Origin of the sequence: Serratia sp. SA088 (assembly GCF_049065515.1) — a bacterium.
Taxonomy (GTDB): domain Bacteria; phylum Pseudomonadota; class Gammaproteobacteria; order Enterobacterales; family Enterobacteriaceae; genus Serratia; species Serratia nematodiphila.
On record NZ_JBAKGW010000004.1, the window covers coordinates 230,504 to 252,470 of the forward strand.

Annotated in this window: 19 protein-coding genes; 10 read left to right on the forward strand and 9 right to left on the reverse strand. The window is 61.7% G+C overall.

Annotation, left to right across the window (positions count from 1 at the left end):
• Positions 1 to 8 precede the first annotated feature (8 nt).
• Complete coding sequence (locus tag ACOWVD_RS12775) at positions 9 to 1,676, reverse strand: acyl-CoA synthetase FdrA (RefSeq protein WP_049242743.1); 1,668 nt, start codon at positions 1,674 to 1,676, stop codon at positions 9 to 11.
• Between the two features lie 358 nt (positions 1,677 to 2,034).
• On the opposite strand from ACOWVD_RS12775, the gene allD reads away from it, so the two are divergent.
• From allD to allE, 4 genes are all read left to right on the forward strand, one after another.
• Positions 2,035 to 3,084: an ureidoglycolate dehydrogenase gene (allD, locus tag ACOWVD_RS12780; protein WP_015376901.1), complete on the forward strand. Its 1,050-nt coding sequence runs from the start codon at positions 2,035 to 2,037 to the stop codon at positions 3,082 to 3,084.
• 172 nt (positions 3,085 to 3,256) lie between these two features.
• Positions 3,257 to 4,504 carry an allantoate deiminase gene (gene allC, locus ACOWVD_RS12785; RefSeq protein WP_197763884.1) on the forward strand — a complete coding sequence of 416 codons (1,248 nt, stop codon included), beginning with the start codon at positions 3,257 to 3,259 and terminating at the stop codon, positions 4,502 to 4,504.
• The gene (locus ACOWVD_RS12790; protein ID WP_015376899.1) at positions 4,501 to 5,760 is read left to right on the forward strand and encodes an MFS transporter; all 1,260 of its coding nucleotides are present in this window, start codon (positions 4,501 to 4,503) and stop codon (positions 5,758 to 5,760) included. Before allC ends, ACOWVD_RS12790 begins: the two co-directional genes overlap by 4 nt.
• Before the next feature lie 57 nt (positions 5,761 to 5,817).
• A complete protein-coding gene (gene allE / locus ACOWVD_RS12795) occupies positions 5,818 to 6,603 on the forward strand; it encodes a (S)-ureidoglycine aminohydrolase (protein WP_015376898.1) in 786 nt (261 codons plus the stop codon).
• A 53-nt stretch (positions 6,604 to 6,656) separates the two neighbouring features.
• Here the strand turns inward: allE and ACOWVD_RS12800 are convergent, their stop codons facing one another.
• From ACOWVD_RS12800 to ACOWVD_RS12830, 7 genes are all read right to left on the reverse strand, one after another.
• A complete protein-coding gene (locus ACOWVD_RS12800; RefSeq protein WP_164095477.1) occupies positions 6,657 to 7,799 on the reverse strand; it encodes a glycerate kinase in 1,143 nt (380 codons plus the stop codon).
• A gap of 128 nt (positions 7,800 to 7,927) precedes the next feature.
• On the reverse strand, positions 7,928 to 9,181 hold the full coding sequence (locus tag ACOWVD_RS12805) for an MFS transporter (RefSeq protein WP_226882941.1): 1,254 nt from the start codon (positions 9,179 to 9,181) through the stop codon (positions 7,928 to 7,930).
• Between the two features lie 255 nt (positions 9,182 to 9,436).
• Positions 9,437 to 10,318, reverse strand: a complete 882-nt coding sequence (gene glxR / locus ACOWVD_RS12810) for a 2-hydroxy-3-oxopropionate reductase (RefSeq protein ID WP_015376895.1) — start codon at positions 10,316 to 10,318, stop codon at positions 9,437 to 9,439.
• 10 nt (positions 10,319 to 10,328) lie between these two features.
• Entirely contained in the window at positions 10,329 to 11,108 is a 780-nt protein-coding gene (hyi, locus tag ACOWVD_RS12815) for a hydroxypyruvate isomerase (RefSeq protein WP_049242750.1), read from the reverse strand.
• A gap of 11 nt (positions 11,109 to 11,119) precedes the next feature.
• Positions 11,120 to 12,901: a glyoxylate carboligase gene (gene gcl, locus ACOWVD_RS12820; RefSeq protein WP_164095475.1), complete on the reverse strand. Its 1,782-nt coding sequence runs from the start codon at positions 12,899 to 12,901 to the stop codon at positions 11,120 to 11,122.
• 119 nt (positions 12,902 to 13,020) lie between these two features.
• Complete coding sequence (gene allR, locus ACOWVD_RS12825) at positions 13,021 to 13,836, reverse strand: HTH-type transcriptional repressor AllR (protein ID WP_015376892.1); 816 nt, start codon at positions 13,834 to 13,836, stop codon at positions 13,021 to 13,023.
• A gap of 70 nt (positions 13,837 to 13,906) precedes the next feature.
• Positions 13,907 to 14,392 (reverse strand): ureidoglycolate lyase, encoded by a 486-nt coding sequence (locus tag ACOWVD_RS12830; RefSeq protein ID WP_164095474.1) that lies wholly within the window; start codon positions 14,390 to 14,392, stop codon positions 13,907 to 13,909.
• 353 nt (positions 14,393 to 14,745) lie between these two features.
• Between ACOWVD_RS12830 and allS the strand changes: the two genes are divergently transcribed.
• The 3 genes from allS to ACOWVD_RS12845 all read left to right on the forward strand — a co-directional run bounded on the left by allS (position 14,746) and on the right by ACOWVD_RS12845 (position 17,102).
• Positions 14,746 to 15,660, forward strand: coding sequence for an HTH-type transcriptional activator AllS (gene allS, locus ACOWVD_RS12835; protein ID WP_044031807.1), 915 nt, complete (start codon positions 14,746 to 14,748; stop codon positions 15,658 to 15,660).
• A 72-nt stretch (positions 15,661 to 15,732) separates the two neighbouring features.
• Entirely contained in the window at positions 15,733 to 16,638 is a 906-nt protein-coding gene (locus ACOWVD_RS12840) for an SPFH domain-containing protein (protein WP_004940203.1), read from the forward strand.
• Positions 16,639 to 16,640: 2 nt separating this feature from the next.
• Positions 16,641 to 17,102: an NfeD family protein gene (locus tag ACOWVD_RS12845; protein ID WP_049242756.1), complete on the forward strand. Its 462-nt coding sequence runs from the start codon at positions 16,641 to 16,643 to the stop codon at positions 17,100 to 17,102.
• Here the strand turns inward: ACOWVD_RS12845 and cueR are convergent.
• A complete protein-coding gene (gene cueR, locus ACOWVD_RS12850; RefSeq protein ID WP_015376888.1) occupies positions 17,099 to 17,500 on the reverse strand; it encodes a Cu(I)-responsive transcriptional regulator in 402 nt (133 codons plus the stop codon). The two genes, ACOWVD_RS12845 and cueR, sit on opposite strands and share 4 nt — an antisense overlap.
• A 107-nt stretch (positions 17,501 to 17,607) precedes the next feature.
• Here cueR and copA point away from each other — a divergent pair, with 107 nt between their 5' ends.
• From copA to ybaK, 3 genes are all read left to right on the forward strand, one after another.
• The gene (gene copA / locus ACOWVD_RS12855; RefSeq protein ID WP_306377179.1) at positions 17,608 to 20,319 is read left to right on the forward strand and encodes a copper-exporting P-type ATPase CopA; all 2,712 of its coding nucleotides are present in this window, start codon (positions 17,608 to 17,610) and stop codon (positions 20,317 to 20,319) included.
• A 133-nt stretch (positions 20,320 to 20,452) separates the two neighbouring features.
• Positions 20,453 to 21,259 (forward strand): TraB/GumN family protein, encoded by an 807-nt coding sequence (locus ACOWVD_RS12860; RefSeq protein WP_049242761.1) that lies wholly within the window; start codon positions 20,453 to 20,455, stop codon positions 21,257 to 21,259.
• 228 nt (positions 21,260 to 21,487) lie between these two features.
• Positions 21,488 to 21,967 carry a Cys-tRNA(Pro)/Cys-tRNA(Cys) deacylase YbaK gene (gene ybaK / locus ACOWVD_RS12865; RefSeq protein ID WP_004940240.1) on the forward strand — a complete coding sequence of 160 codons (480 nt, stop codon included), beginning with the start codon at positions 21,488 to 21,490 and terminating at the stop codon, positions 21,965 to 21,967.

The following is a 21,967-nucleotide window of genomic DNA, read 5'->3' on the forward strand; positions in this document are numbered from 1 at the left end:
GCGGTTCCTTACTTTAATTTTTTCAAGATGTTGGCTAATCGTTGATCGCCGCCGGCCACCGGCGCCCACTGGTAATGCACCACCGGGATGTCGCTGGTTTGCAGGTCATCGGCGAAGCTGCGCAGCCCGGCGTTGATCACCGCGACGCCGTCCAGCAAGGCCGGCCGTTCACGTTCAGGTGCGGGTAAGACGGGGGTAATCAGCTGATGTGCCAACGCGACCGCCGCCGGCAGCGACGGCATCACCGCGATGCCGGCCTCCTGCAGGGTGGCGATTTGCCGCGAGCGCTGCTGCGGATCCTGTTCGGTGCCGGTGACAGTAGCGATCGCCGCCAGCGGGTGGGCCGCGCCGCGCGCCGCGCGCACGTTGGCCACCTCGTCCGCCAGCGACGCCGCCGGATCGTCCTGGGCGCCAAAGCCGATCACCACGTCCAGCAGCAACACGCCGGTCTGCGGCTGCTGCGCCAGGCGGGCGATCTCTTGATTGCGGGCGGTCGGATCAATCATCGGGTGCGGGCGCCCCTGGGTATAAAAGTCATCGCCCATGTCGATGATGCGATGGCCGTCGGTCACCAGCATGGCGCCGCGCGGGTGTTCGCTATCCACCGGCAAGCGCAGTTTTTCCGCCAGCAACATCGCGCATTCGGCCGCCAGCGTGCCGCCGGCGTACAGTCCGGCGATTTTTCCGCCGGGCACCGCGGGCTGTTGCGCCGCCTGTTGCTGCACGCAGCCCAGCATCGCCGCCAGCCGCGCCGCTTCATCCAGCGTGGCGGCGAACGTGATGTTGCCATCCTGACGCACGGCGGACTGCGCGCCGAGGAACAGCGCCACCACCGGCTTGCCGAGCGCTTTCATTTCGTCGATCACCCGCTGACGCACCTCGGGCGCCGGCGGTTTGGACACGAACGCCAGCACCTGGCTCTGCGGATCCGCCGCCAGCATGCGCAGCGCGCTGATGGCGCTGATGCCGCCGATCTCCGCCGTCAGATCCCGCCCGCCCAGGCCGATAGCGTGCGAGATGCCCTGTCCCGCCAGGGTAATTTGCGAGATCAGCTCCTGAATGCCGGTACCGGAGGCGCCGACCACGCCGATGGATCCGGCGGGCGCCACGTTGGCGAACGCCAGCGGCGCGCCGGCGATGCAGGCAGTGCCGCAGTCCGGCCCCATCACGATCAGCCCACGCTCGCGCGCCTTGGTTTTCAGCGCCACTTCCTGCGCCGGGCTGACGTTGTCGGAGAACATCATCACGTTGCAGCCGTCTTCCAGCGCCCGATCCGCCAACTCCGCCGCGTATTCGCCGGCGATCGAGATCAGTGCCAGATTGGCGGCCGGCAGCTTCTGCCGGGCGGTGCGCCAGCTGCGCGCCCGCAGCAGTTTTTTACCGCCCTGGCCGCCCTGCGCAATCGCCTTGAGCGCCGCCTCCAGCGCCGCGCCGATCTCCTCGGCGATCGACTCGTCGGCGGACTCCGCTTTGATCGCCACGCAAATATCGTTCGGCGTCGCTTCGCTAAACTGCGGATGCCAGAAACCGGTCACCTCCAATAAGGATTTATTGGCCGGCGTCCCCATCATGACGGATATTTCCTCAACCTTGGGAGACTCACTGAGTTTGCGGGAGATCAACATCAGGCTGACGGAATCCTGAAAGCTCCCCTTTTTAATAAAAGCATGGATCATGGTGATATCCTTACGACAGCATTTAATAATATCGGCAATATTTCCCGCACCGGCGGCGCGGCGATGCATTGAATCCAGCGAAAAGGTTAATTATCAAGCTACAAATTAAAATCACGCCCAGAGGTGAGTGCGGTCACACTTTTTTCATTGTTAGAAAAAATAACTTAATCGTCTGAATATTAGTTAATCCAGACGCGAGAAAATCATTTATAAAAAACTTCTAACAATGACGATTTAATTCAACGAATTTTTAATTCAATAGAGTAAAACGCATCTGGATCACATTATTCCCCCCCGGTATTTATACATTACAACGCAGAGGCGAATTAAATAAACCGTAGTGATAAAAGGACTGTATATGAAGGTCTCTAAACAACAATTGCATCAGCTTATCCAGCAAAAAATTCACGCCGCCGGCCTGAGCCAGGAGCACGCCGGCATCGTCGCCGACGTGCTGGTTCATGCCGATGCGCGCGGCATCCACTCCCACGGCGCGGTCAGGGTCGAATACTATTCCGAACGCATCAGCAAGGGCGGCACCAACAATCATCCCCATTTCACCTTTGAAAAAACCGGCCCCTGCAGCGCCATTTTCGACGGCGACAACGGCGCCGGGCACGTGGCGGCCAAGCTGAGCATGGATCGCGCCATCGAGATGGCGAAAGAGAACGGCGTTGCGGTGGTGGGCGTTCGCCGCATCGGCCACAGCGGCGCGCTGTCGTACTTCGTGCAGCAGGCGGCGCGCGCCGGCATGGTCGGCATCTCGCTGTGCCAATCCGATCCGATGGTGGTGCCGTACGGCGGCGCCGAAGTCTACTACGGCACCAACCCTATCGCCTTCTCTGCGCCGGGCGAAGGCGACGAGCTGATTACCTTCGATATGGCCACCACCGTGCAGGCCTGGGGGAAAGTGCTGGACGCCCGCTCGCGCAACGCCGCCATTCCCGACACCTGGGCGGTGGACGCCGAGGGCAAGCACACCACCGATCCGTTCGCCGTCAGCGGGCTGCTGCCGATCGCCGGGCCGAAAGGCTACGGCCTGATGATGATGGTCGACGTGCTGTCGGGCATTTTGCTCGGCCTGCCGTTCGGCAAACACGTCAGCTCGATGTATCACGATCTTAGCGCCGGCCGGGAATTGGGCCAATTGCATATCGTCCTGAACCCAGGTTATTTCACCAACGAATCGGCGTTCCGTAAAAATATCAGCCAGGTCATGAAAGAGTTGAACGCCGTTAAACCGGCGCCGGGCGTCAGTAAAGTGCTTTACCCGGGACAGAACAGCCATGCGCGTGAAATGGAAAGCGAGAAAAACGGTATCGAAATCGTCGACGATATTTATCAATACTTAATTTCAAATGCTATTTACCAGCGTTCTTACGATCACAAAGACCCCTTCGCCAGTTAACGCAATCTTATTATCGTGGGCTTTTTACGCCGCGGCTCGCGGTTGATATTTCAGAGCCGGGGAGAAAAAAGAAAACCTTCATCAGCGCGCTCAGCGCAATAGGTCGGCCGGCGGCGAATATCATCCGCCCTGGCCGCATCGCCGCTGAGACATAACATGCGGGCAGGTAAACATGAAAGACTTCCAACAAGAAATCCGTGATATTTCCGGCTGGTTATCGAAAATCGGCGCCGACCCCAGCGGCGGCATGACGCGTCTGCTTTATACCCCGGAATGGATCGAGGCGCAGCACGCGTTGAAAAACGCCTTCGAGGCCGCCGGGCTGAGCACCCATTTTGATGCGGTCGGCAACCTGTTCGGGCGGCTGGAGGGCAGCAAATACCCCGACCAGGTGATTCTCTCCGGTTCGCACATCGATACGGTGGTCAACGGCGGCAACCTCGACGGCCAGTTCGGCATCGAAGCCGCCTTTATGGCGATCAAATACCTCAAGGATACCTACGGCCCGCCGCTGCGCAGTCTGGAAGTCATCGCGCTGGCGGAAGAAGAAGGCAGCCGCTTCCCCTATGTGTTCTGGGGCAGCAAGAACATCGTCGGCCTGGCCCGGCGGGAGGACGTGCAGCACATTACGGACGCCAAGGGCGTCGGCTTCGTCAACGCCATGCGCGACGCCGGTTTCGATTTCCCGCCGCCGCATCAGCCGCTGCGCAGTGATATCGCGGCCTTCGTCGAGATCCATATCGAGCAGGGCAAAGTGCTGGAAACCGAAGGCAAAACCCTCGGCGTGGTGACCAGCATCGTCGGCCAACGGCGCTATGACGTGCGGCTGCAGGGCGAAGCCAACCACGCCGGCACCACCCCGATGAGCTACCGCCGGGATACCGTGCACGCCTTCAGCCGCATCTGCTGCGAATCGATCGCCAAGGCGCGCGCCGAGGGCGATCCGCTGGTGCTGACCTTCGGCAAGGTGGAGCCGAAGCCGAACACCGTCAACGTGGTGCCGGGCTTCACCCACTTCACCCTCGACTGCCGCCATACCGATCAGGCCGCGCTGCTGCGCTTCACGCAGGAGATCGAGCAGGATATCCAGCGCATCTGCGCCGAGATGGGCATCGAGGCCGAGATCGATCTGTGGATGGACGAAGCGCCGATCCCGATGAACGAACAGCTGGTGGCCTGCGTCAGCCGCCTGTGTGAAACGCAGCGGCTGAATTACCGCATGATGCACAGTGGCGCCGGGCACGACTCGCAAATTTTCGCCCCGCGCGTGCCGACGGTGATGATGTTCGTGCCGAGCATCGCCGGCATCAGCCATAACCCGGCGGAAAAAACCGCCGTCGCCGATCTGAACGAAGGGGTGAAAATCCTGGCGCAGACGCTGTATCAGCTGGCCTACACCGAACAGGGGGCCGAGGCATGAGCAACGACATCGACCCGCGCTACTGGAAAAAGATCGTCGTCGTGCTCTGCCTGGGCTGGGCGGTGATCTGGATCTACCGCACCGTTCTGACGCCGATCTTTCCCGAGATCCAACAGACCATCGGCGCGCACTCCAATGCGGAAATGGGGCTGATCGCCAGCTTCTACTTCTTCGCCTATACCGGCATGCAGATCCCGGCGGGCATCCTGGTGGACAAATTCGGCAAGAAGGTGGTGTTGATCCCGGGCTTCTGCCTGTTCATCATCGCCACCTTGCTGATCGGCAACGCCACCAGCCTGACCATGGTCTATGCCGGCAGCCTGCTGGCGGGCATGGGCTGCGGCTCTTATTACGGCTCGGCTTACTCCCTGTCGTCGGAGAATATCCCGCTGGAGCGTCGTGGCCTGGCGACCGCGGTGATCAACAGCGGCTCGGCGCTCGGCATGGCCATCGGCCTGATCGCCTCCAGCCTGCTGGTGAAAAGCTTCAACATGAACTGGCAGATCATGCTGTTCATCATCACCGGCCTGCTGGTGGTGATGACGCTGGTGTTCGCCGTGGTCATCAAAGGCTCGCAGCCTCAAACGCCGGCAGCCGTCAGCCAGACCGTTGCGCCGGCGGCGCTCGCGCCCGAAGAAGACGGTCAGGCCAGCGGCCTGTTCAGCCTGCGCATGATCTCCGCCTACGCGATGTACTTCGCCACCTGCTACGGCTACTACATGATAGTCACCTGGCTGCCCTCGTTCCTGCAGCAAGAGCGCGGCTTTGAAGGGGTAGCCATCGGCTTCTCCTCCGCCCTGGTGGCCTTCGCGTCGGTGCCGGGCGCGCTGTTCTTCAGCCGCATGTCCGACCGTTTCCGCAACAAGAAGGTGCAGTTGATCATCTTCCTCGAGCTGTGCGCGGCGGTAATGCTGGTCTGCACCGTCATTTCGCCGGACTCCACCATGCTGCTGATCAGCCTGATCCTGTACGGGCTGTTGGGTAAGCTGGCGGTCGATCCGATCATGATCTCCTTCGTCGCCGACAACGCGCCGAAGAAAGGCTATGGCACCAGCTTCGGCGTGTTCAACTTCTTCGGCATGTCCTCGTCGGTGATCGCCCCCTTCCTCACCGGCGTGATCTCCGACAGCACCGGCTCCAAGGTGATGGGCTTTTACATCTCCGCCGCCATCCTGCTGGTGGGCACCGCCATTTTCTTCACCGTCAATGTCTTGATGAAACGCACTACGCCAACCCGAACGGCCACCGAGGCCTGACGGCGCTTTTTTACCGGGCGCCGCCGCGGCGCCCTTTCAACGATCAGGAGAATCAACGTGGGTTACTTCAACAATCAAACCGGTTATCCAACCGACATTCTGTCAACGCGCGCCATCATCAAACGCGGCAACTATGCGCTGATCCCGCCGAACGGCCTGGTGCGCAACGTCATTCCCGGTTTTGAAAACTGCGACGTCACCATCTTGTCGACGCCGAAACTGGGCGCCACCTTCGTCGATTATCTGGTGACGCTGCACGACTGCGGCCGCAACACCAAAGGCTTTGGCGGCGAAGAGATCGAAACCTTCGTGTACGTCATCGACGGCGCCATCACCGCTTCCGCCGACGCCACCGATTACCCGCTGAGCGCCGGCGGCTACCTTTACTGCCCGGCGGGCGTCACGATGCGGCTGGAAAACGCCAACGGCGGCCAATCCAGCCGCCTGTTCCTCTACAAGCGCCGCTACCAGCGCATCAAGGGCTACGAGGCGCACGTGGTCAGCAACAACGTCGCCAACCTGGAGCAGATCCACTACGAGGGCATGAGCGAGGTGATCCTGCAGGATCTGCTGCCGAAAGATCTGGGCTTCGACATGAATATGCACATCCTCTCCTTCGCCCCCGGCGCCAGCCACGGCTACATCGAGACCCACGTGCAGGAGCATGGTGCCTATATTCTCAGCGGCGCCGGCGTGTACAACCTGGACAATGAATGGATGCCGGTGAAGCAAGGCGACTACATCTTCATGGGCGCCTATGTGCAGCAGGCGGGTTATGCGGTGGGCCAGGAAACCTTCAGCTACATCTACTCCAAGGATTGCAACCGCGACGTCGAGCCATAAGCACTTCGCCGCCAAAACCCAGGCCACCTGCCCGCGCAGCGTGGCCTTCTTTTTTATCCCAATCGCTGGCCGACGCGCATCGCGCGGGCGACGTTGGCGGCGCTGAGCTGCAGGTTAAGCTCGCCTTGCGACAGCGCAACCTCCAGCGTACTCAGACGCGGCAAAATGCTGAACATCGCGTCGATCCCCTGCGCGTGCAGCGCCTCCGCCCCTTCCTCCACCACGCCGGCCAATGCGATAACCGGCAGGCCGCGCGCCCGCGCCAGACGGGCGACGCCGGACAGCGCCTTGCCGCCCAGCGTTTGGCTGTCGATGCGCCCTTCGCCGGTGACCAGCAGATCGGCCTCCGCCAACGCCAGCTCCAGCCCCAGCGCCGCCATCACGATCTCGATGCCCGGCTTCAGCGTTGCACCGAGAAACACCAGGCAGGCGATCCCCATGCCGCCCGCCGCACCGCCGCCGGCGACATGCTGCACGTCGCGGCCGGTGCTCTGACGGATCACCTCGGCGTACTGCGCCAGGCCCTGCTCCAACTGCGCCACCATCGCCGCCGTCGCGCCCTTCTGCGGGCCGAACACCGTCGCCGCGCCGCGCGGCCCCACCAGCGGGTTGTCTACGTCACAGGCGACCTCAATCCGACACTGCCGCAGGCGCACGTCCAGCCTGCTGAGATCGATACCGTTCAGCGTCGCCAGCTCGCCGCCGCCCCACGGCAGTGCCCTGCCGTCCGGACGATAAAAGCGGCCGCCCAACGCCTGCACCATGCCGACGCCGCCATCCACCGTGGCGCTGCCGCCGATGCCGAGGATCAGGTGGCGAATGCCCTGATCCAGCGCATGCAGGATCAGTTCGCCGGTGCCGTAGCTGGTGGCCAGCAGCGGGTTACGGCGTTCCGCCGGCGTCAGCATCAATCCGCTGGCCGCCGCCATCTCGATCACCGCCGTCTTGCCGTCGCCGCTGACGCCGTAAAACGCCGCCACCCGTTCCCCCTGAGGTCCCGTTGCAGTCACGCTCACCTTGCGCCCGCCGGTGGCGGCCACCAGCGCATCCACCGTGCCTTCGCCGCCGTCGGCGATCGGCAGGCAAACGCACTCGGCATCGGGATAAACCTCGTGAAAGCCGCGCGCGATCGCCCGCGCCGCCAATTCCGCGCTGACGCTTTCTTTAAATGAATCCGGTGCAATAACAATTTTCATGACGCATCCTTTATTCGAACGGAAATAAAAACGGCCATGCCTTCCCCCGCTGAATTAATCAGATGAAGAACGCATGGCGGAATAAAATAAAACTGTTGCCGATTATTTAATTAAGATGAAGAAAAGCGTTATTTATTGACCCATTTCGCCGGCACGCTGTAGGTCAATAATGCGCCCACGATCATCATCGCCGACAAAACGCACATCGCCGCCAAGTTACTGTGGGTCAGCTGTTTGAAATATCCGATAATGTAAGGTGAAATAAATCCGCCGATATTGGCGATGGAATTGATGAGCGCAATGCCCGCTGCGGCGCAGGTGCCGGTAAAGATGGCATTCGGCAGGCTCCAGAACAGCGGCGACGGCACCAGGCTCGACGCCACCGCCACGCACAGCGCCGCCATCACCACGTGCTTGTTGTCCGGGAACAGGCCGATAAAGATCAGCGACACCGCCGCGATGCAGAACGGCACGATAATGTGCCAGCGCCGCTCGCGATGCTTGTCCGAACTGCGCGCGGCCACCAGCATCGCCACCACCGCCAGCATGTACGGCAGCATGGTCAGCAGCCCAATATCCATCACCGAGGTCACGCCGGTGTCGCGAATGATGGTGGGCACCCAAAACGCCAGCCCGCCTTGCCCCATCACGGTACAGAAGCAAATCAGCCACATTTTGGTGAACGCGGACGACCTCAGCATGCTTTTCATCGTCCACTCCTGCCCGCCGGCGGCGCCCTGACGCGGCGCGCTCTGCGCCATATCCTCTTTGATCAGCGCCTTCTCCTGCGGGCTGAGCCACTTGGCGCTCTGATAGGTATTATCCAGGAAGCAAAAAATGACGATGGCGATCAACAGCGCACGCGGGCCGCTGATAAAGAACAGCCATTGCCAGCCGGAGAGGTTCATCAGGCCGTTCATGTGTTCGATGATCCAGCCGCATAGTGGGCCGCCGATGATGTTGCTGACCGGGATGCCGCACACGAACAGCGCCGTCATCTTGGCGCGCTGGCTGGAGGGGAACCACAGCGTCAGGTAGAGGATCACGCCGGGGTAAAAGCCGGCTTCCGCCAGCCCCAGCAGAAAACGCGCCAGGTAGAATTGCCAGGGGTTGGTGATGAAGATGCTCAGCATCGAAATCGCCCCCCACACCACCATCAGCAGCGCGATGATCTTTCTGGCGCCGTAGCGGCTCAGCAGAATATTGCTGGGCACCCCGGCGATGATATAGCCGATGAAAAATACCCCGGCCCCCAGCCCGTAAACGGCTTCGGCCATCGAGACATTGCCGTTCAGAATATCGGGCATCATTTGGAATTTCGAAAACGAAATCCCCACCCGATCGAGATAACCGACGATATAGCTCACTAATAGAATGGGCATAATACGCCAGGCGATTTTTCGATATAAACGATTTTTGTCAGGGGCGGTAAGAATATCTTTGTCAATAACAGCATTATCGGTTGCCATATTCAGTGTCTCCTTGGGTTGGCATCCTGCTTTTTACTTTTTATTGTGCTGAATCATTTTTTATTGGATTGGCGGGGACCCTCTTTATTTATCATAAAGAGGGCGTTATTAATGTCGAACATCTCTGATTCTAATGATAAGCCGGCGAATGAAACGCCGGCGGGCGCCTTAGCCGGCTACCCGGTGGTTGCCCATGATTTCCAGCGCCCGCACCAGCGCGGAGTGATCCAGTTCGCCGTCGCCATTGGCGGCGCAGACGTTGAACAACTCCTGGCAGGTGGCGGTATTCGGCAGGCTGAGCGCCAGCGCCTTCGCACCCTGCAGCGCCAGATTGAGATCCTTCTGGTGCAGCGAGATGCGGAACCCCGGCGCGAACGCCCGCTTGATCATCCGCTCGCCGTGCACCTCGAGGATGCGCGACGAGGCGAAGCCGCCCATCAGGGCTTCACGCACCCGGGCCGGATCGGCGCCGGCGCGCGAGGCGAACACCAACGCTTCACTGACCGCTTCGATGGTCAACGCCACGATGATCTGATTGGCGACCTTGCAGGTTTGCCCGTCGCCGTTGCCGCCGATCAACGTGATGTTCTTGCCCATCAGCGCCAGCAGCGGTTGCACCCGTTCGAAGGTCGCTTGCTCGCCGCCCACCATGATGGTCAGCGTGCCCTGTTTGGCGCCCACTTCGCCGCCGGAAACCGGCGCGTCCAGGTACTGGGCGCCCAGCTGGTTGATGCGCTGCGCAAACGCTTTGGTCTCCAGCGGTGAAATGGAGCTCATGTCCACCACTACTTTGCCGTTCAGCTTGCCGGCGGCGCAGCCGCGTTCACCAAACAGCACCTCCTCCACCTGCGGCGTATCCGGCACCATGATGAAGATCACGTCCGCCTCATCCGCCACCTGCTGCGGATCGCGGCAGGCGATGGCCCCCTGTTGCAGTAACGTTGCCGGCACCTCATGTCGGGTGTGGGCGTAAAGCGTGTGCCCGCCTGCCAGCAGCTTTTCCGCCATCGGCGCGCCCATGATGCCCAGACCGATAAATCCCACTTTCATTTTCATCTCCTCAAGACAGGTATTTTTTAATCCATGACAGGCCGCTTTCCGTGGTGGTGAGCGGTTTGTATTCACAGCCGATCCAGCCGCGATACCCCATGCGATCCAGCTGCGCGAAGATAAACTCGCAGTTGATTTCGCCGGTGCCGGGCTCGTGCCGCCCCGGGTTATCGGCGACCTGGATGTGGTCGATCCTCGCCAGCAGGCGCTCGAGGGTCTGCGTCAGCTCTCCTTCCATGCGCTGCATGTGGTAGAGGTCGTACTGCAGATACAGGTTGGGGCTGCCGATCGCCTCGATCAGTTCGATCGCCTGCCGGGAGGTTTGCAGGTAGAACTGCGGCATGTCGTAGCGGTTGATCGGTTCGATCAGCAGGCGAATATTTTGCCGCGCCAGGGTGTCGGCGGCGTAGCTCAGGTTCTCCTTCACCCGTTCGTCGGTGGCGTGGCGGCCGACGGCGGGATCCGGATTGCCGATCAGACAGTTGATGCGATCGCAGCCCAGCGCCTGCGCATACTCAATCGCGCGCCCGACGCCGTCGCGGAACTCCGCTTCGCGCCCCGGCAAGCAGGCGATGCCCCGTTCGCCCGCTGCCCAGTCGCCGGCCGGCAGGTTGAACAGCACCTGGCTCAGACGGTGCGCCTCCAGTTCGCTGCGCAGCGCCGCGATCGGATAGTCGTAAGGGAACATGTATTCCACCGCGCTGAAGCCCTGCTCCTTCGCCCGGCGGAAACGCTGCATAAAATCGACTTCAGTGAACAGCATCGACAGGTTGGCTGAAAATTTCGGCATAGTAAGGCTCCTCAGCGGTAATCAAAGAAGTTGACCGAGGTCGGCGCGTCTTCCGGCGTTGCCGCCACCGGCTCGAACTCGTTGACGTTATCCAGCTCGGTGCCCATGGAAATATTGGTGACGCGCTCCAGGATGATTTCCACCACCACCGGCACCCGGTGCTGCCGCATCAGTTCCTGGGCCTGACGGAACGCCGGCGCGATCTCTTCCGGTTTGAACACCCGCAGCGCCTTGCAACCCAGGCCTTCCGCCACCTTGACGTGATCGACGCCGTACTCGCCAATTTCCGCGTTGTTGATGTTTTCAAACGACAGCTGCACGCAGTAATCCATATCGAACCCGCGCTGTGCCTGACGGATCAGCCCCAGATAGGCGTTGTTCACCAGCACATGGATATACGGCAGCTTGAACTGCGCGCCGACCGCCAGCTCTTCGATCATGAACTGGAAATCATAGTCGCCCGACAGCGCGACCACCTTGCGCTGCGGATCGGCGGCGCATACGCCCAGCGCCGCAGGCAGCGTCCAACCCAGTGGGCCGGCCTGACCGGCATTGATCCAGTGACGCGGTTCGAAAACGTGCAGCATTTGCGCGGCGGCGATCTGCGACAGCCCGATGGTGGTGACGTAGCAGGCGTCGCGGCCGAAGGCGCGGTTCATCTCTTCATACACCCGCTGCGGCTTGACCGGTACGTTGTCGAAATGGGTCTTGCGCAGCAGCGTTTGCTTGCGCTGCAGGCAGGCGGCGCACCAGGCGTCGCGATTCGGCAACTCGCCGCGTTCGAAACGGCGCTGCGCCGTGTCCACCAGCATTTGCAGCGCGATGCGCGCGTCGGAAACGATGCCCAGGTCCGGGCAGATCACCCGGCCAATCTGCGTCGGCTCGATATCAATATGCACCACCTTGCGCCCGGCGGTGTACTTATCCACCGAACCGGTGTGGCGGTTGGCCCAGCGGTTGCCGATGCCGAACACCAGATCCGAGTCCAGCAGGTTGGCGTTGCCGTAGCGGTGCGAGGTTTGCAGGCCCGCCATGCCCGCCATCAGCGGGTGATCGTCCGGAATGGCGCCCCAGCCCATCAGCGTCGGGATCACCGGCACATTGCAGATCTCCGCCAGCCGTTGCAGCAGATCCGCCGCATCGGCGTTGTGAATGCCGCCGCCGGCGATGATCAACGGCTTTTTCGCCGCGCACAACAGATCCAGCGCTTTGTCGATCTGCGCCTGGGTGGCCGCCGGCTTATAGGCGGGCAGCGACGAGTAGGTGTCCGGATCGAACTCGATCTCCGCCATCTGCACGTCGAAAGGCAGGTCGATCAACACCGGGCCCGGCCGGCCGGAGCGCATCAGGTGAAACGCCTGCTGTAGCACCCGCGGCACCAGCGCCGGTTCCTGCACGGTGACCGCCATCTTGGTCACCGGCTTGGCGATCGACTCGATGTCCACCGCCTGAAAATCTTCCTTGTGCAAACGCGCGCGCGGCGCCTGGCCGGTAATGCACAGGATCGGAATCGAATCGGCGGAGGCGGAGTAAAGGCCGGTGATCATGTCAGTGCCCGCCGGGCCGGAGGTGCCAATGCACACGCCGATATTGCCGGCGGCGGCGCGGGTATAACCTTCCGCCATGTGCGAGGCCCCTTCCACGTGCCGCGCCAGGTAGTGTTTGATGCCGCCGTGTCGCCGCATCGCATCGTAGAACGGGTTAATCGCCGCGCCGGGCACGCCGAACGCGGTGGTGATCCCTTCTTTTTCCAGCACGTACATTGCCGCGTCTACCGCTCGCATAATTGCCATGTGATGCTCTCCTTAATTTATTGGAAAATTTTTCCAACTTTGAAATACCGTCAAAAAAACCCGTCTGCTCATCAAACGGGGAGTCTTGTTCCGCGCCGGCTCACCCCGGCACGCGACGATTACGCCTTGCTGCGCGATTCACCCAGCGCGGCGCTGATATCTCTGGCCACTTCCCCCACCAGTTCACCCAGCTCTTTGAACCGCTCCTTGCCGACCCGCGAACTGGGCCCGGAAATGGAAATAGCGGCGATCACGTTGTTGTTGCGATCGAAAATCGCCGAAGCCAGGCAGTTCAGGCCCAGCGCGTGCTCTTCATCGTCGATGGTGTAGCCCTGCTCCAGCGACTGATGCAGATCCTTGCGCAGCAGGTTCACGCTGGTCAGGGTTTTCGGCGTATAGGATTGCAGCCCCGAACGCACGATCAGATCCAGCATCTCTTCTTCCGCCAGCGGATACAGCAGCGCCTTGCCGGCGCCCGATGCGTGCAGCGGCAAGCGGCTGCCCAGCGGCGCGCACATGCGCACCATCGCCTGGCATTCGCATTGGCGAATCAGCACCGCATCGAAATTGTTGCGGATCGCCAGGTTGGCGGTCTCGCCGGACAACAGCATCAGCCGCCGCATGAACGGCCCGGCTACCGATACCACGTCGCGATCGTTCATGTAAGCGGAGCCGACGGTGAACGACTGAATGCCGATATGCCACCAGCCCAGCTGCGGATCCTGAAAGACGAATTCCGATTTCTCCAGCACTTTCAACAATCTGAAGGTGGTGGACAGCGGCAACTCCAGCTTTTCGGACAGCACGGAAACCGACGAGCTTCCCCCGGCGTTGGCCAAATACTGGAGGATCTCCAGCCCGCGATCCAACGCCTGCGCCCCTTTGGTCGCGCCGGCTTCGGTGGCGGGTCGTCCTTTCCTGCGTAATTCGGTCATTCAAGCTTCCTTTGTCAGTGACGGCATGGGTGACGCTATGATAAACGCCCTGCGCGGCGTGCGGCCAGCGCTATGCCAAAACTATGCGATACGGCTCCGGCAAGCGGCTGACTACGCAGTTGTCGGCGCCTGCACGATCGATGGTGAAAAAGTCGGTGACTTTCGTATAGGCGAACAGCGGGTGATGCCAGACGTTACGATGATAGTTGATCCCCTGTTTGCCGTTGGTGATAAAGGCGCGCAACGTGCCAACAGGGATCGTTTCGCCCGGTTCGGCGACGATCACCACGAAGCGTTCGCCGTTCATCGGCACAAAGGCCTGCGACGAGAGCGGATGCTTTTCCAGCAGGGAAAAGGTCATCGGCAGCTCGCAGGGTTCCGCCCGGTTGATGCTGGCCAGCACCCGGTTGCCGTCCGACACCTCAATCTTGGCGAGATCGTGATAACGCTCGGTTTTTCCGTCATTGATATGAAAGAAACGCGAACCTTCTATCTGCAATACATCGCCATAAGGCGCAAAGGCCGCCGGCGTTAATTCTTCGATGACTAAATCCATGTGATTCTCCAAAGCGCATGACCCAGACGACGATTAAACGGCGATATTTCACCCAACGCCTTCACTCTAGACAGCGCATGGCAAATTTGACAGCAATTTTTTGGAAAATTTTTCCATAACAAGATCGTCCGCACATTTCACGATCGGAATCCCATATTAATTGCTTGAAATCAATGAATTAAAAAAACACCTAATCCACGATCGACAAGAATAGGGCTGCGTATGCTCATCGCTATCCGGTGATTCTGTGACCGGGATCGTGGGGTTGGGCTTTGCCGCTGCCTATCGTGTCGCAACATCAGTAGATTCTTCTCACCGATAACCGAAAAGGCGGTGTCAGCCAAGGACCCCACATGCTGGATCACGAAACCATTCGTTCGTTTATCAAAGTTGCCGAGTGCCAAAGCTTCTCGCGCGCGGCAGAGTTGCTGCATAAAACCACCGCCACCATCAGCTACCGCATTAAAACGCTGGAAGAGAGCATCGGCACGCAGCTGTTTATCCGCACCACCCGCACCGTCAACCTGACGCCGGCCGGGGAGTATTTGCTGGAGCGCTGCCGCCAGTGGCACACCTGGCTGGACGCCATGCCGGGCGAACTGCGGCAAATCAACGACGGCGTAGAGCATCAGGTGAATATCGTGATCAACAACCTGCTGTACGACGCCGCCGCCGTAGCCGGGCTGTTGACTCACCTGCACGACAAATACCCGTTCACCCAATTCCACATTTCCCGCCAGGTGTACATGGGCGTGTGGGACGCGCTGCTGAATGAGGATTGCCATCTGGCGATCGGCGCGGCGGGCAATGAATCGCTGGAAAACAGCATCAAGGTGCTGCCGCTCGGCAAGATCGATTGGGTGTTCGCCATTTCGCCGACGCATCCGCTGGCCGCTGCCGCCGATCCGTTGAACGAAACGCAGCTGCGCCCTTATGCCGCAATCAACGTCGAAGATACCGCGCGCCATCTGGCCAAGCGTACCGCCTGGTTGCTGTCCGGCCAGCAGGAGATCAAGGTGCCGGATCTGCGCACCAAGCTGGAATGCCATCTGCGCGGTCTCGGGATCGGTTTCCTTCCGCGCCAGCTGTGCCAAACTTATCTTGATAGCGGCGAATTGGTGGCCAAGCAGCTCAGATATCCGCGCCAACCTTCACCCCTGTCGCTAGCCTGGTCCGATGCTCGCGGCGGCGAAGCGGTGCGCACCCTGATCAGCCTGTTCCAGACGCGGGATCCGTTAATCGCGGGTTTGGTCAGCGCCCTGGATTAAGTCGCGGTATCGGTAGGCATTTTTCCTGCGCTGGCGTAATATCTGTTTACATATGTCTGACAGGAGGTTTGCATGCTTACTTTTATTCCCATCGTGATCGTCGTCGCGCTGATTGTGGTGTTCGCCGGCGTCAAAATTGTGCCGCAGGGGTTCCAATGGACGGTAGAACGCTTCGGCCGCTACACCAAAACGCTGATGCCGGGCCTGAACCTGGTGGTGCCGTTCATGGACCGCATCGGCCGTAAAATCAATATGATGGAGCAGGTGCTGGACATCCCTTCGCAGGAAGTGATTTCCCGCGATAACGCCAACGTGGCCATCGATGCGGTGTGCTTTATCCAGGTGGTCGATCCGGCGCGCGCCGCCTACGAGGTCAGCAACCTCGAACAGGCGATCGTCAACCTGACCATGACCAACTTCCGCACCGTGCTCGGCTCGATGGAGCTGGACGAAATGCTGTCGCAGCGCGACAGCATCAACAGCCGCCTGCTGCACATCGTCGATGAAGCGACCAACCCTTGGGGGGTGAAGATCACCCGTATCGAGATCCGCGACGTGCGCCCACCGGCGGAACTGATCGCCTCGATGAACGCCCAGATGAAGGCCGAGCGAACCAAGCGCGCCGACATCCTGGAGGCGGAAGGGGTGCGCCAGGCGGCCATTCTGCGCGCCGAGGGTGAGAAACAATCGCAAATCCTGAAGGCCGAGGGCGAACGCCAGTCGGCGTTCCTGCAGGCGGAAGCGCGTGAGCGCGCCGCCGAGGCCGAGGCGCGCGCCACCCAGCTGGTGTCCGACGCCATCGCCAGCGGCAACATTCAGGCGGTGAACTACTTCGTGGCGCAGAAATACACCGACGCGCTGCAGAAGATCGGTTCCTCCAACAACAGCAAAGTGGTGATGATGCCGCTGGACGCCAGCAGCCTGCTCGGCTCGATCGGCGGCATTACCGAACTGCTGAAAGAAAGCAAAGGCAAATAATCATGCTCGAACTGATCGCGGCGAATCCGCTGTGGTTCTGGCTCTCCCTCGGGGGCGTGTTGCTGGCGGCGGAAATGCTCGGCGCCGGCGGCTACCTGCTGTGGAGCGGCGTGGCGGCGCTGTTGGTCGGCGCCTTGATCTGGCTGCTGCCGGCGCTCGCCTGGGAATGGCAAGGCGTGATCTTCGCCGTCCTGACCGTCGTCGTCGCCTATCTATGGTGGTACTGGCTGCGTCGCCGCCCGGCGGCAGCGTCCGGCGGTTCACCGGTGCTCAACCAGCGCAACCGTCAGCTGATCGGCACCCGCGCCACGCTGACGGAGCCGATGCACAACGGCATGGGGCGCATCAATATCGGCGACAGCAGCTGGCGCGCGCAGGCGGCGGAAGATCTGCCCGCCGGCACCGAAGTGGAAGTGGTGGCGGTGGAAGGGGTCACGCTGGTGATCCGCGCCATCAGCCGTTAATTCGAACGACAGCATCCCGCCAGATTATTGATGATGGGGCACTCGGCCCCCTCATCGCCCGGACATTGTTCCGCCAGCGTCAACAGGCGTTGGCGCATTTCGCCCAGTTCGCTGATGTGCCTTTCGATCTCCGCCACCTTCTGCAGCGTGCGCGCCTTCACGTCGGCGCTGTGGCGGGCCGGATCGTTGAACAACGCCACCAGCTCACGGCACTCGTCCAGGTTGAAGCCCACCTGCCGCGCCTGGCGCAGCAGCGTCAGCTCTTCGACATGCCTGGCGGAATAGTGGCGGTAACCGTTATCGCTGCGGATAGGGGCGGTAATCAGCGCTTTCTCTTCGTAAAAACGAATCGTCTTGCTGGTTAAACCGGTTTTTTTCGCGACGTCGCTAATATTCATTTTCCCTCCTTGACCTTACCCTTGCTGGAAGGTTTAAGCTCCATTCTTAGTGAAAACAGGTCAGGCGGTCAACCTTTAAACACCGCCCTTAAGCAAGGAGTCCAATCATGTCACACACCACTATGCTGGCATTACAGGGGTTGTCCTGCATGAACTGCGCGCAGCGGGTGAAAAAAGCCCTGGAAAGCCGCAGCGATGTCGAACAGGCCGAGGTTAACGTCCAATACGCCAAAGTGACCGGTGAAGCGCCGGACAGCGCGCTGATCGACAGCGTGATCGCCGCCGGTTATCAGGCCGAAGTCGCGCCGCACGCCGATACCGAACTGCAGCTGAGCGGCCTGAGCTGCATGCACTGCGTCGGCAGCACCCGCAAGGCGCTGGAAGCGGTACCGGGCGTGTTCGCCGCCGAGGTCGAGATCGACAGCGCGAAAGTGTACGGCGATGCCGATCCACAGGCGCTGATCGCCGCAGTAGAACACGCCGGTTATCACGCCAGCGTGGCGGGCGCCGTCGTCCCAAAAACTGAGCCGTTGACTGACGCAACACCTTCGTTGCCGGACGTTCAGCCAGCGGCGCAACCTTCCCTTCCGGCAACCGACAGCGCGGACGACAGCGTACAGCTGCTGCTCAGCGGCATGACCTGCGCCAGCTGCGTCAATAAAGTGCAGCAGGCGCTGCAAAGCGTCCCCGGCGTGGAGCACGCCCGCGTCAATCTGGCGGAGCGCAGCGCGCTGGTGACCGGCGCCGCCGATGCGCAGGCGCTGGTGGCGGCGGTGGAAAAAGCCGGCTACGGCGCCGAGATGATCCAGGACGAAACCGAACGTCGCGAACGGCAACAGCAGACCGCTCGCGCCAACATGAAGCGCTTTAGCTGGCAGGCGGCGCTCGGTCTGGCCCTGGGGATCCCGCTGATGGCCTGGGGGCTGTTCGGCGGCAGCATGACGCTGACGCCGGAAACCCAGCGCCCCTGGCTGCTGGTCGGCGTCATCACCCTGGCGGTGATGGTGTTCGCCGGCGGGCACTTCTACCGCAACGCCTGGCGCGCGCTGATGAACGGCAGCGCCACCATGGATACTCTGGTGGCGCTCGGCACCGGCGCCGCCTGGCTCTACTCGATCGCCGTCAACATTTGGCCCGATTTCTTCCCGATGGAAGCGCGCCACCTCTATTACGAGGCCAGCGCGATGATCATCGGTTTGATCAACCTCGGCCATGCGCTGGAGCAGCGCGCTCGCCAGCGTTCTTCGCAGGCGCTGGAGCGCTTGTTGGATCTAACGCCGCCCACCGCCCGCCTGGTAACTGACGACGGCGAGCGCGATATCCCGCTGGCGGAGGTGCAGCTCGGCATGACGCTGCGGCTGACTACCGGCGATCGCGTGCCGGTCGACGGCGAAATCGTACAGGGTGAAGTCTGGCTTGATGAAGCGATGCTGACCGGCGAAGCGGTGCCGCAGCAGAAAGGCGCCGGCGACACGGTGCATGCCGGGACGGTGGTCGACGACGGCAGCGTGCTGTTCCGCGCCGCCGCCATCGGCAGCCAAACCACGCTGGCGCGCATCATCAAACTGGTGCGTCAGGCGCAGAGCAGCAAACCGGCGATTGGCCAACTGGCTGACCGCGTCTCGGCGGTGTTCGTGCCGGCGGTAGTGGCGATCGCCCTGTTCAGCGCGGCGATATGGTACTTCTTTGGCCCGCAGCCGCAGCTGGTCTATACGCTGGTGATCGCCACCACGGTGCTGATCATCGCCTGCCCGTGCGCATTGGGTCTGGCGACGCCGATGTCGATCATCTCCGGCGTCGGCCGCGCGGCGGAGTTCGGCGTGCTGGTGCGCGACGCCGACGCCCTGCAGCAGGCCAGCCAGCTGGACACCCTGGTGTTCGACAAAACCGGCACCCTGACCGAAGGGAAACCGCAGGTGGTGGAGATCCTGACCTTCAATCAGGTCAGCGAACAGCAAGCGATCGGCTGGGCCGCCGCGCTGGAACAAGGCTCCAACCACCCGCTGGCGCGCGCCATCATGGAACGCGCCACCGGGCAAATGCTGCCGCAGGTAGCGCAGTTCCGCACCCTGCGCGGCGCCGGCGTCAGCGGGGAGATCGACGGCGTGCAGGTGCTGCTGGGCAACGCCGCGCTGCTGGAACAGCATCAGGTAGCGACCGCCGAACTGGATGCGCCGATGCGCGCCCAGGCCGAACGCGGCGTAACGCCGGTGCTGCTGGCCGTGGACGGTAAACCGGCCGCGCTGTTCGCCATTCGCGATCCGCTGCGCGAGGACAGCGTTGCGGCGCTGCAGCGCCTGCACCAGCAGGGGTATCAGCTGGTGATGCTGACCGGCGACAACCCGGTAACCGCCAACGCCATCGCCAAAGAGGCCGGTATCGATCGGGTGATTGCCGGCGTGCTGCCGGACGGCAAAGCGGAGGCGATCAAACAGTTGCAGGCGCAGGGCCAGCGCGTGGCGATGGTCGGCGACGGCATCAACGACGCCCCGGCGCTGGCGCAGGCCGACGTGGGCATCGCGATGGGCGGCGGCAGCGACATCGCCATCGAGACCGCCGCCATCACCCTGATGCGCCACAGCCTGCACGGCGTGGCGGATGCGGTAGCGCTGTCGAAGGCCACGCTGCGCAACATGAAGCAGAACCTGTTCGGCGCCTTTATCTACAATACGCTGGGCATTCCGATCGCCGCCGGCGTGCTCTACCCGCTGACCGGCACGCTGCTCAGCCCGGTGGTGGCGGGCGCGGCGATGGCGCTGTCGTCCATTACCGTGGTCAGCAACGCCAACCGGCTGCTGCGTTTTAAACCCAGGAAGTGATTGCCGGGGCGCCGTCATGGCGCCCCGCTGTTTTCCGGGCTTTCCTGCGCGGCGGATAGCGTTTAGCATGAATAACGATTTCCCCTCGCCTTTCATGCTGAAACGCGCACCCGTTATTCAGGAGCCACGCCGTATGGGTCAACTGTTACGCCGCCTCGCCGCCTTTCTCGGCCTGATCTCGCCCAAGCGTTACGCTTATCCGGCGTTGGACATCACCCTGCCTGGCGATCGTCGGCTGCATCTGGTGGGCAGCATCCATATGGGCACCGTCGATATGTCGCCGTTGCCGCCCCGGTTGACCGCCCGGCTGCAGCAGGCCGACGCGCTGATCGTCGAAGCCGATATCACCGACTCCGCCTCCCCTTTCGACCACGCCGAGCTGCAGCCGGAGCTGGAACAGCGCCTGTCCGCCGAAGAATATCAACGGTTGCTGGCGCTGTGCCATGAGCTGGGCGCCGACCCGCACGCCTTCGCTACCCTGCCCGGCTGGCAGGTGGCGCTGATGATGCAGGCGCGCCAGGCTCAGCGTTTGGGGCTGCGCGCGGAATATGGCGTGGACTATCAGCTGCTGCAAGCCGCCCGGGCGCAGGACAAACCGGTGATCGAACTGGAAGGCGCGCAGCAGCAGCTGGCGATGCTGGAACAATTGCCGGAAGGCGGCATTGCGCTGCTGCGCGATACGCTGGAACACTGGCATACCAACGCGCGGCTGCTGCAAACCATGGTGAGCTGGTGGCTGGACGCCAAACCGCGCGGTACGCTGGACACGCTGCCCGCCACCTTCAGCGCCGGGCTGTATGACGTGCTGATGCATCAGCGCAATCGCGACTGGCGGCATCAGCTGGAGGCGCTGCCTGCCGGTGACTATGTGGTGGCGGTTGGCGCATTGCACCTGTACGGCGAGGATAACCTGCCGGCGATGCTGCAGCCGCAGGGGTAAAAAAGAGGCCAATATCGCTATTGGCCAGTCAAAGAGGAATTTCTTGTATTCTAGTTATACGCATAGCAACCGTGTTAACGGTTACAGTAAACAGGGTAGCAACCCGGTGAATATCTTGGCAACCCGCTTTATGTAACAGCCGCTCAGGTTGCCGGGCAGGTTGGATTTTTGTATTTTTAAGGCTGGTTATCACCCTTTCCCCGCCGGGGACATTTTGGACAACACATCATGACGCCCGCAGTCGTTCTGCTTGAGAAACAAAAGGTCGCCTTCACCCTCCATCCTTATCACCACGACAGCGACGAAACCAACTTCGGCGACGAGGCGGTGAGAAAGCTGGGGCTGGATGCCGATCGGGTTTACAAAACCTTGCTGGTGGCGCTGAACGGCGACGCCAAACACCTGGCGGTGGCGGTCACCCCGGTCGCGACCCAGTTGGATCTGAAGAAGGTCGCCCGCGCGCTCGGCGCCAAAAAGGCCGAGATGGCCGATCCGCAGTTGGCGCAGCGCGTCACCGGTTATCTGGTGGGCGGCATCAGCCCGCTGGGGCAGAAAAAGCGGCTGCCGACGGTGATCGACAGCCCGGCGCAAGCGTTCGCCACCATCTACGTTTCCGGCGGCAAACGCGGGCTGGACATCGAACTGGCCGCCGCCGATCTGTGCCGCCTGCTGGCCGGCAGCTTCGCCGACATTGCCAAACGCGACTGA

Excerpts from the sequence above, each read along its gene's own strand:
- cueR (WP_015376888.1), bottom strand. The coding sequence starts at position 17,500 with ATGAATATTAGCGACGTCGCGAAAAAAACCGGTTTAACCAGCAAGACG.
- ACOWVD_RS12840 (WP_004940203.1), top strand. The coding sequence starts at position 15,733 with ATGCTTACTTTTATTCCCATCGTGATCGTCGTCGCGCTGATTGTGGTG.
- hyi (WP_049242750.1), bottom strand. The coding sequence starts at position 11,108 with ATGCCGAAATTTTCAGCCAACCTGTCGATGCTGTTCACTGAAGTCGAT.
- ACOWVD_RS12845 (WP_049242756.1), top strand. The coding sequence starts at position 16,641 with ATGCTCGAACTGATCGCGGCGAATCCGCTGTGGTTCTGGCTCTCCCTC.
- ACOWVD_RS12775 (WP_049242743.1), bottom strand. The coding sequence starts at position 1,676 with ATGATCCATGCTTTTATTAAAAAGGGGAGCTTTCAGGATTCCGTCAGC.
- copA (WP_306377179.1), top strand. The coding sequence starts at position 17,608 with ATGTCACACACCACTATGCTGGCATTACAGGGGTTGTCCTGCATGAAC.
- allC (WP_197763884.1), top strand. The coding sequence starts at position 3,257 with ATGAAAGACTTCCAACAAGAAATCCGTGATATTTCCGGCTGGTTATCG.
- ACOWVD_RS12790 (WP_015376899.1), top strand. The coding sequence starts at position 4,501 with ATGAGCAACGACATCGACCCGCGCTACTGGAAAAAGATCGTCGTCGTG.
- allR (WP_015376892.1), bottom strand. The coding sequence starts at position 13,836 with ATGACCGAATTACGCAGGAAAGGACGACCCGCCACCGAAGCCGGCGCG.
- gcl (WP_164095475.1), bottom strand. The coding sequence starts at position 12,901 with ATGGCAATTATGCGAGCGGTAGACGCGGCAATGTACGTGCTGGAAAAA.
- ybaK (WP_004940240.1), top strand. The coding sequence starts at position 21,488 with ATGACGCCCGCAGTCGTTCTGCTTGAGAAACAAAAGGTCGCCTTCACC.
- allS (WP_044031807.1), top strand. The coding sequence starts at position 14,746 with ATGCTGGATCACGAAACCATTCGTTCGTTTATCAAAGTTGCCGAGTGC.
- ACOWVD_RS12805 (WP_226882941.1), bottom strand. The coding sequence starts at position 9,181 with ATGCCCATTCTATTAGTGAGCTATATCGTCGGTTATCTCGATCGGGTG.
- ACOWVD_RS12860 (WP_049242761.1), top strand. The coding sequence starts at position 20,453 with ATGGGTCAACTGTTACGCCGCCTCGCCGCCTTTCTCGGCCTGATCTCG.
- ACOWVD_RS12800 (WP_164095477.1), bottom strand. The coding sequence starts at position 7,799 with ATGAAAATTGTTATTGCACCGGATTCATTTAAAGAAAGCGTCAGCGCG.
- ACOWVD_RS12830 (WP_164095474.1), bottom strand. The coding sequence starts at position 14,392 with ATGGATTTAGTCATCGAAGAATTAACGCCGGCGGCCTTTGCGCCTTAT.
- glxR (WP_015376895.1), bottom strand. The coding sequence starts at position 10,318 with ATGAAAGTGGGATTTATCGGTCTGGGCATCATGGGCGCGCCGATGGCG.
- allD (WP_015376901.1), top strand. The coding sequence starts at position 2,035 with ATGAAGGTCTCTAAACAACAATTGCATCAGCTTATCCAGCAAAAAATT.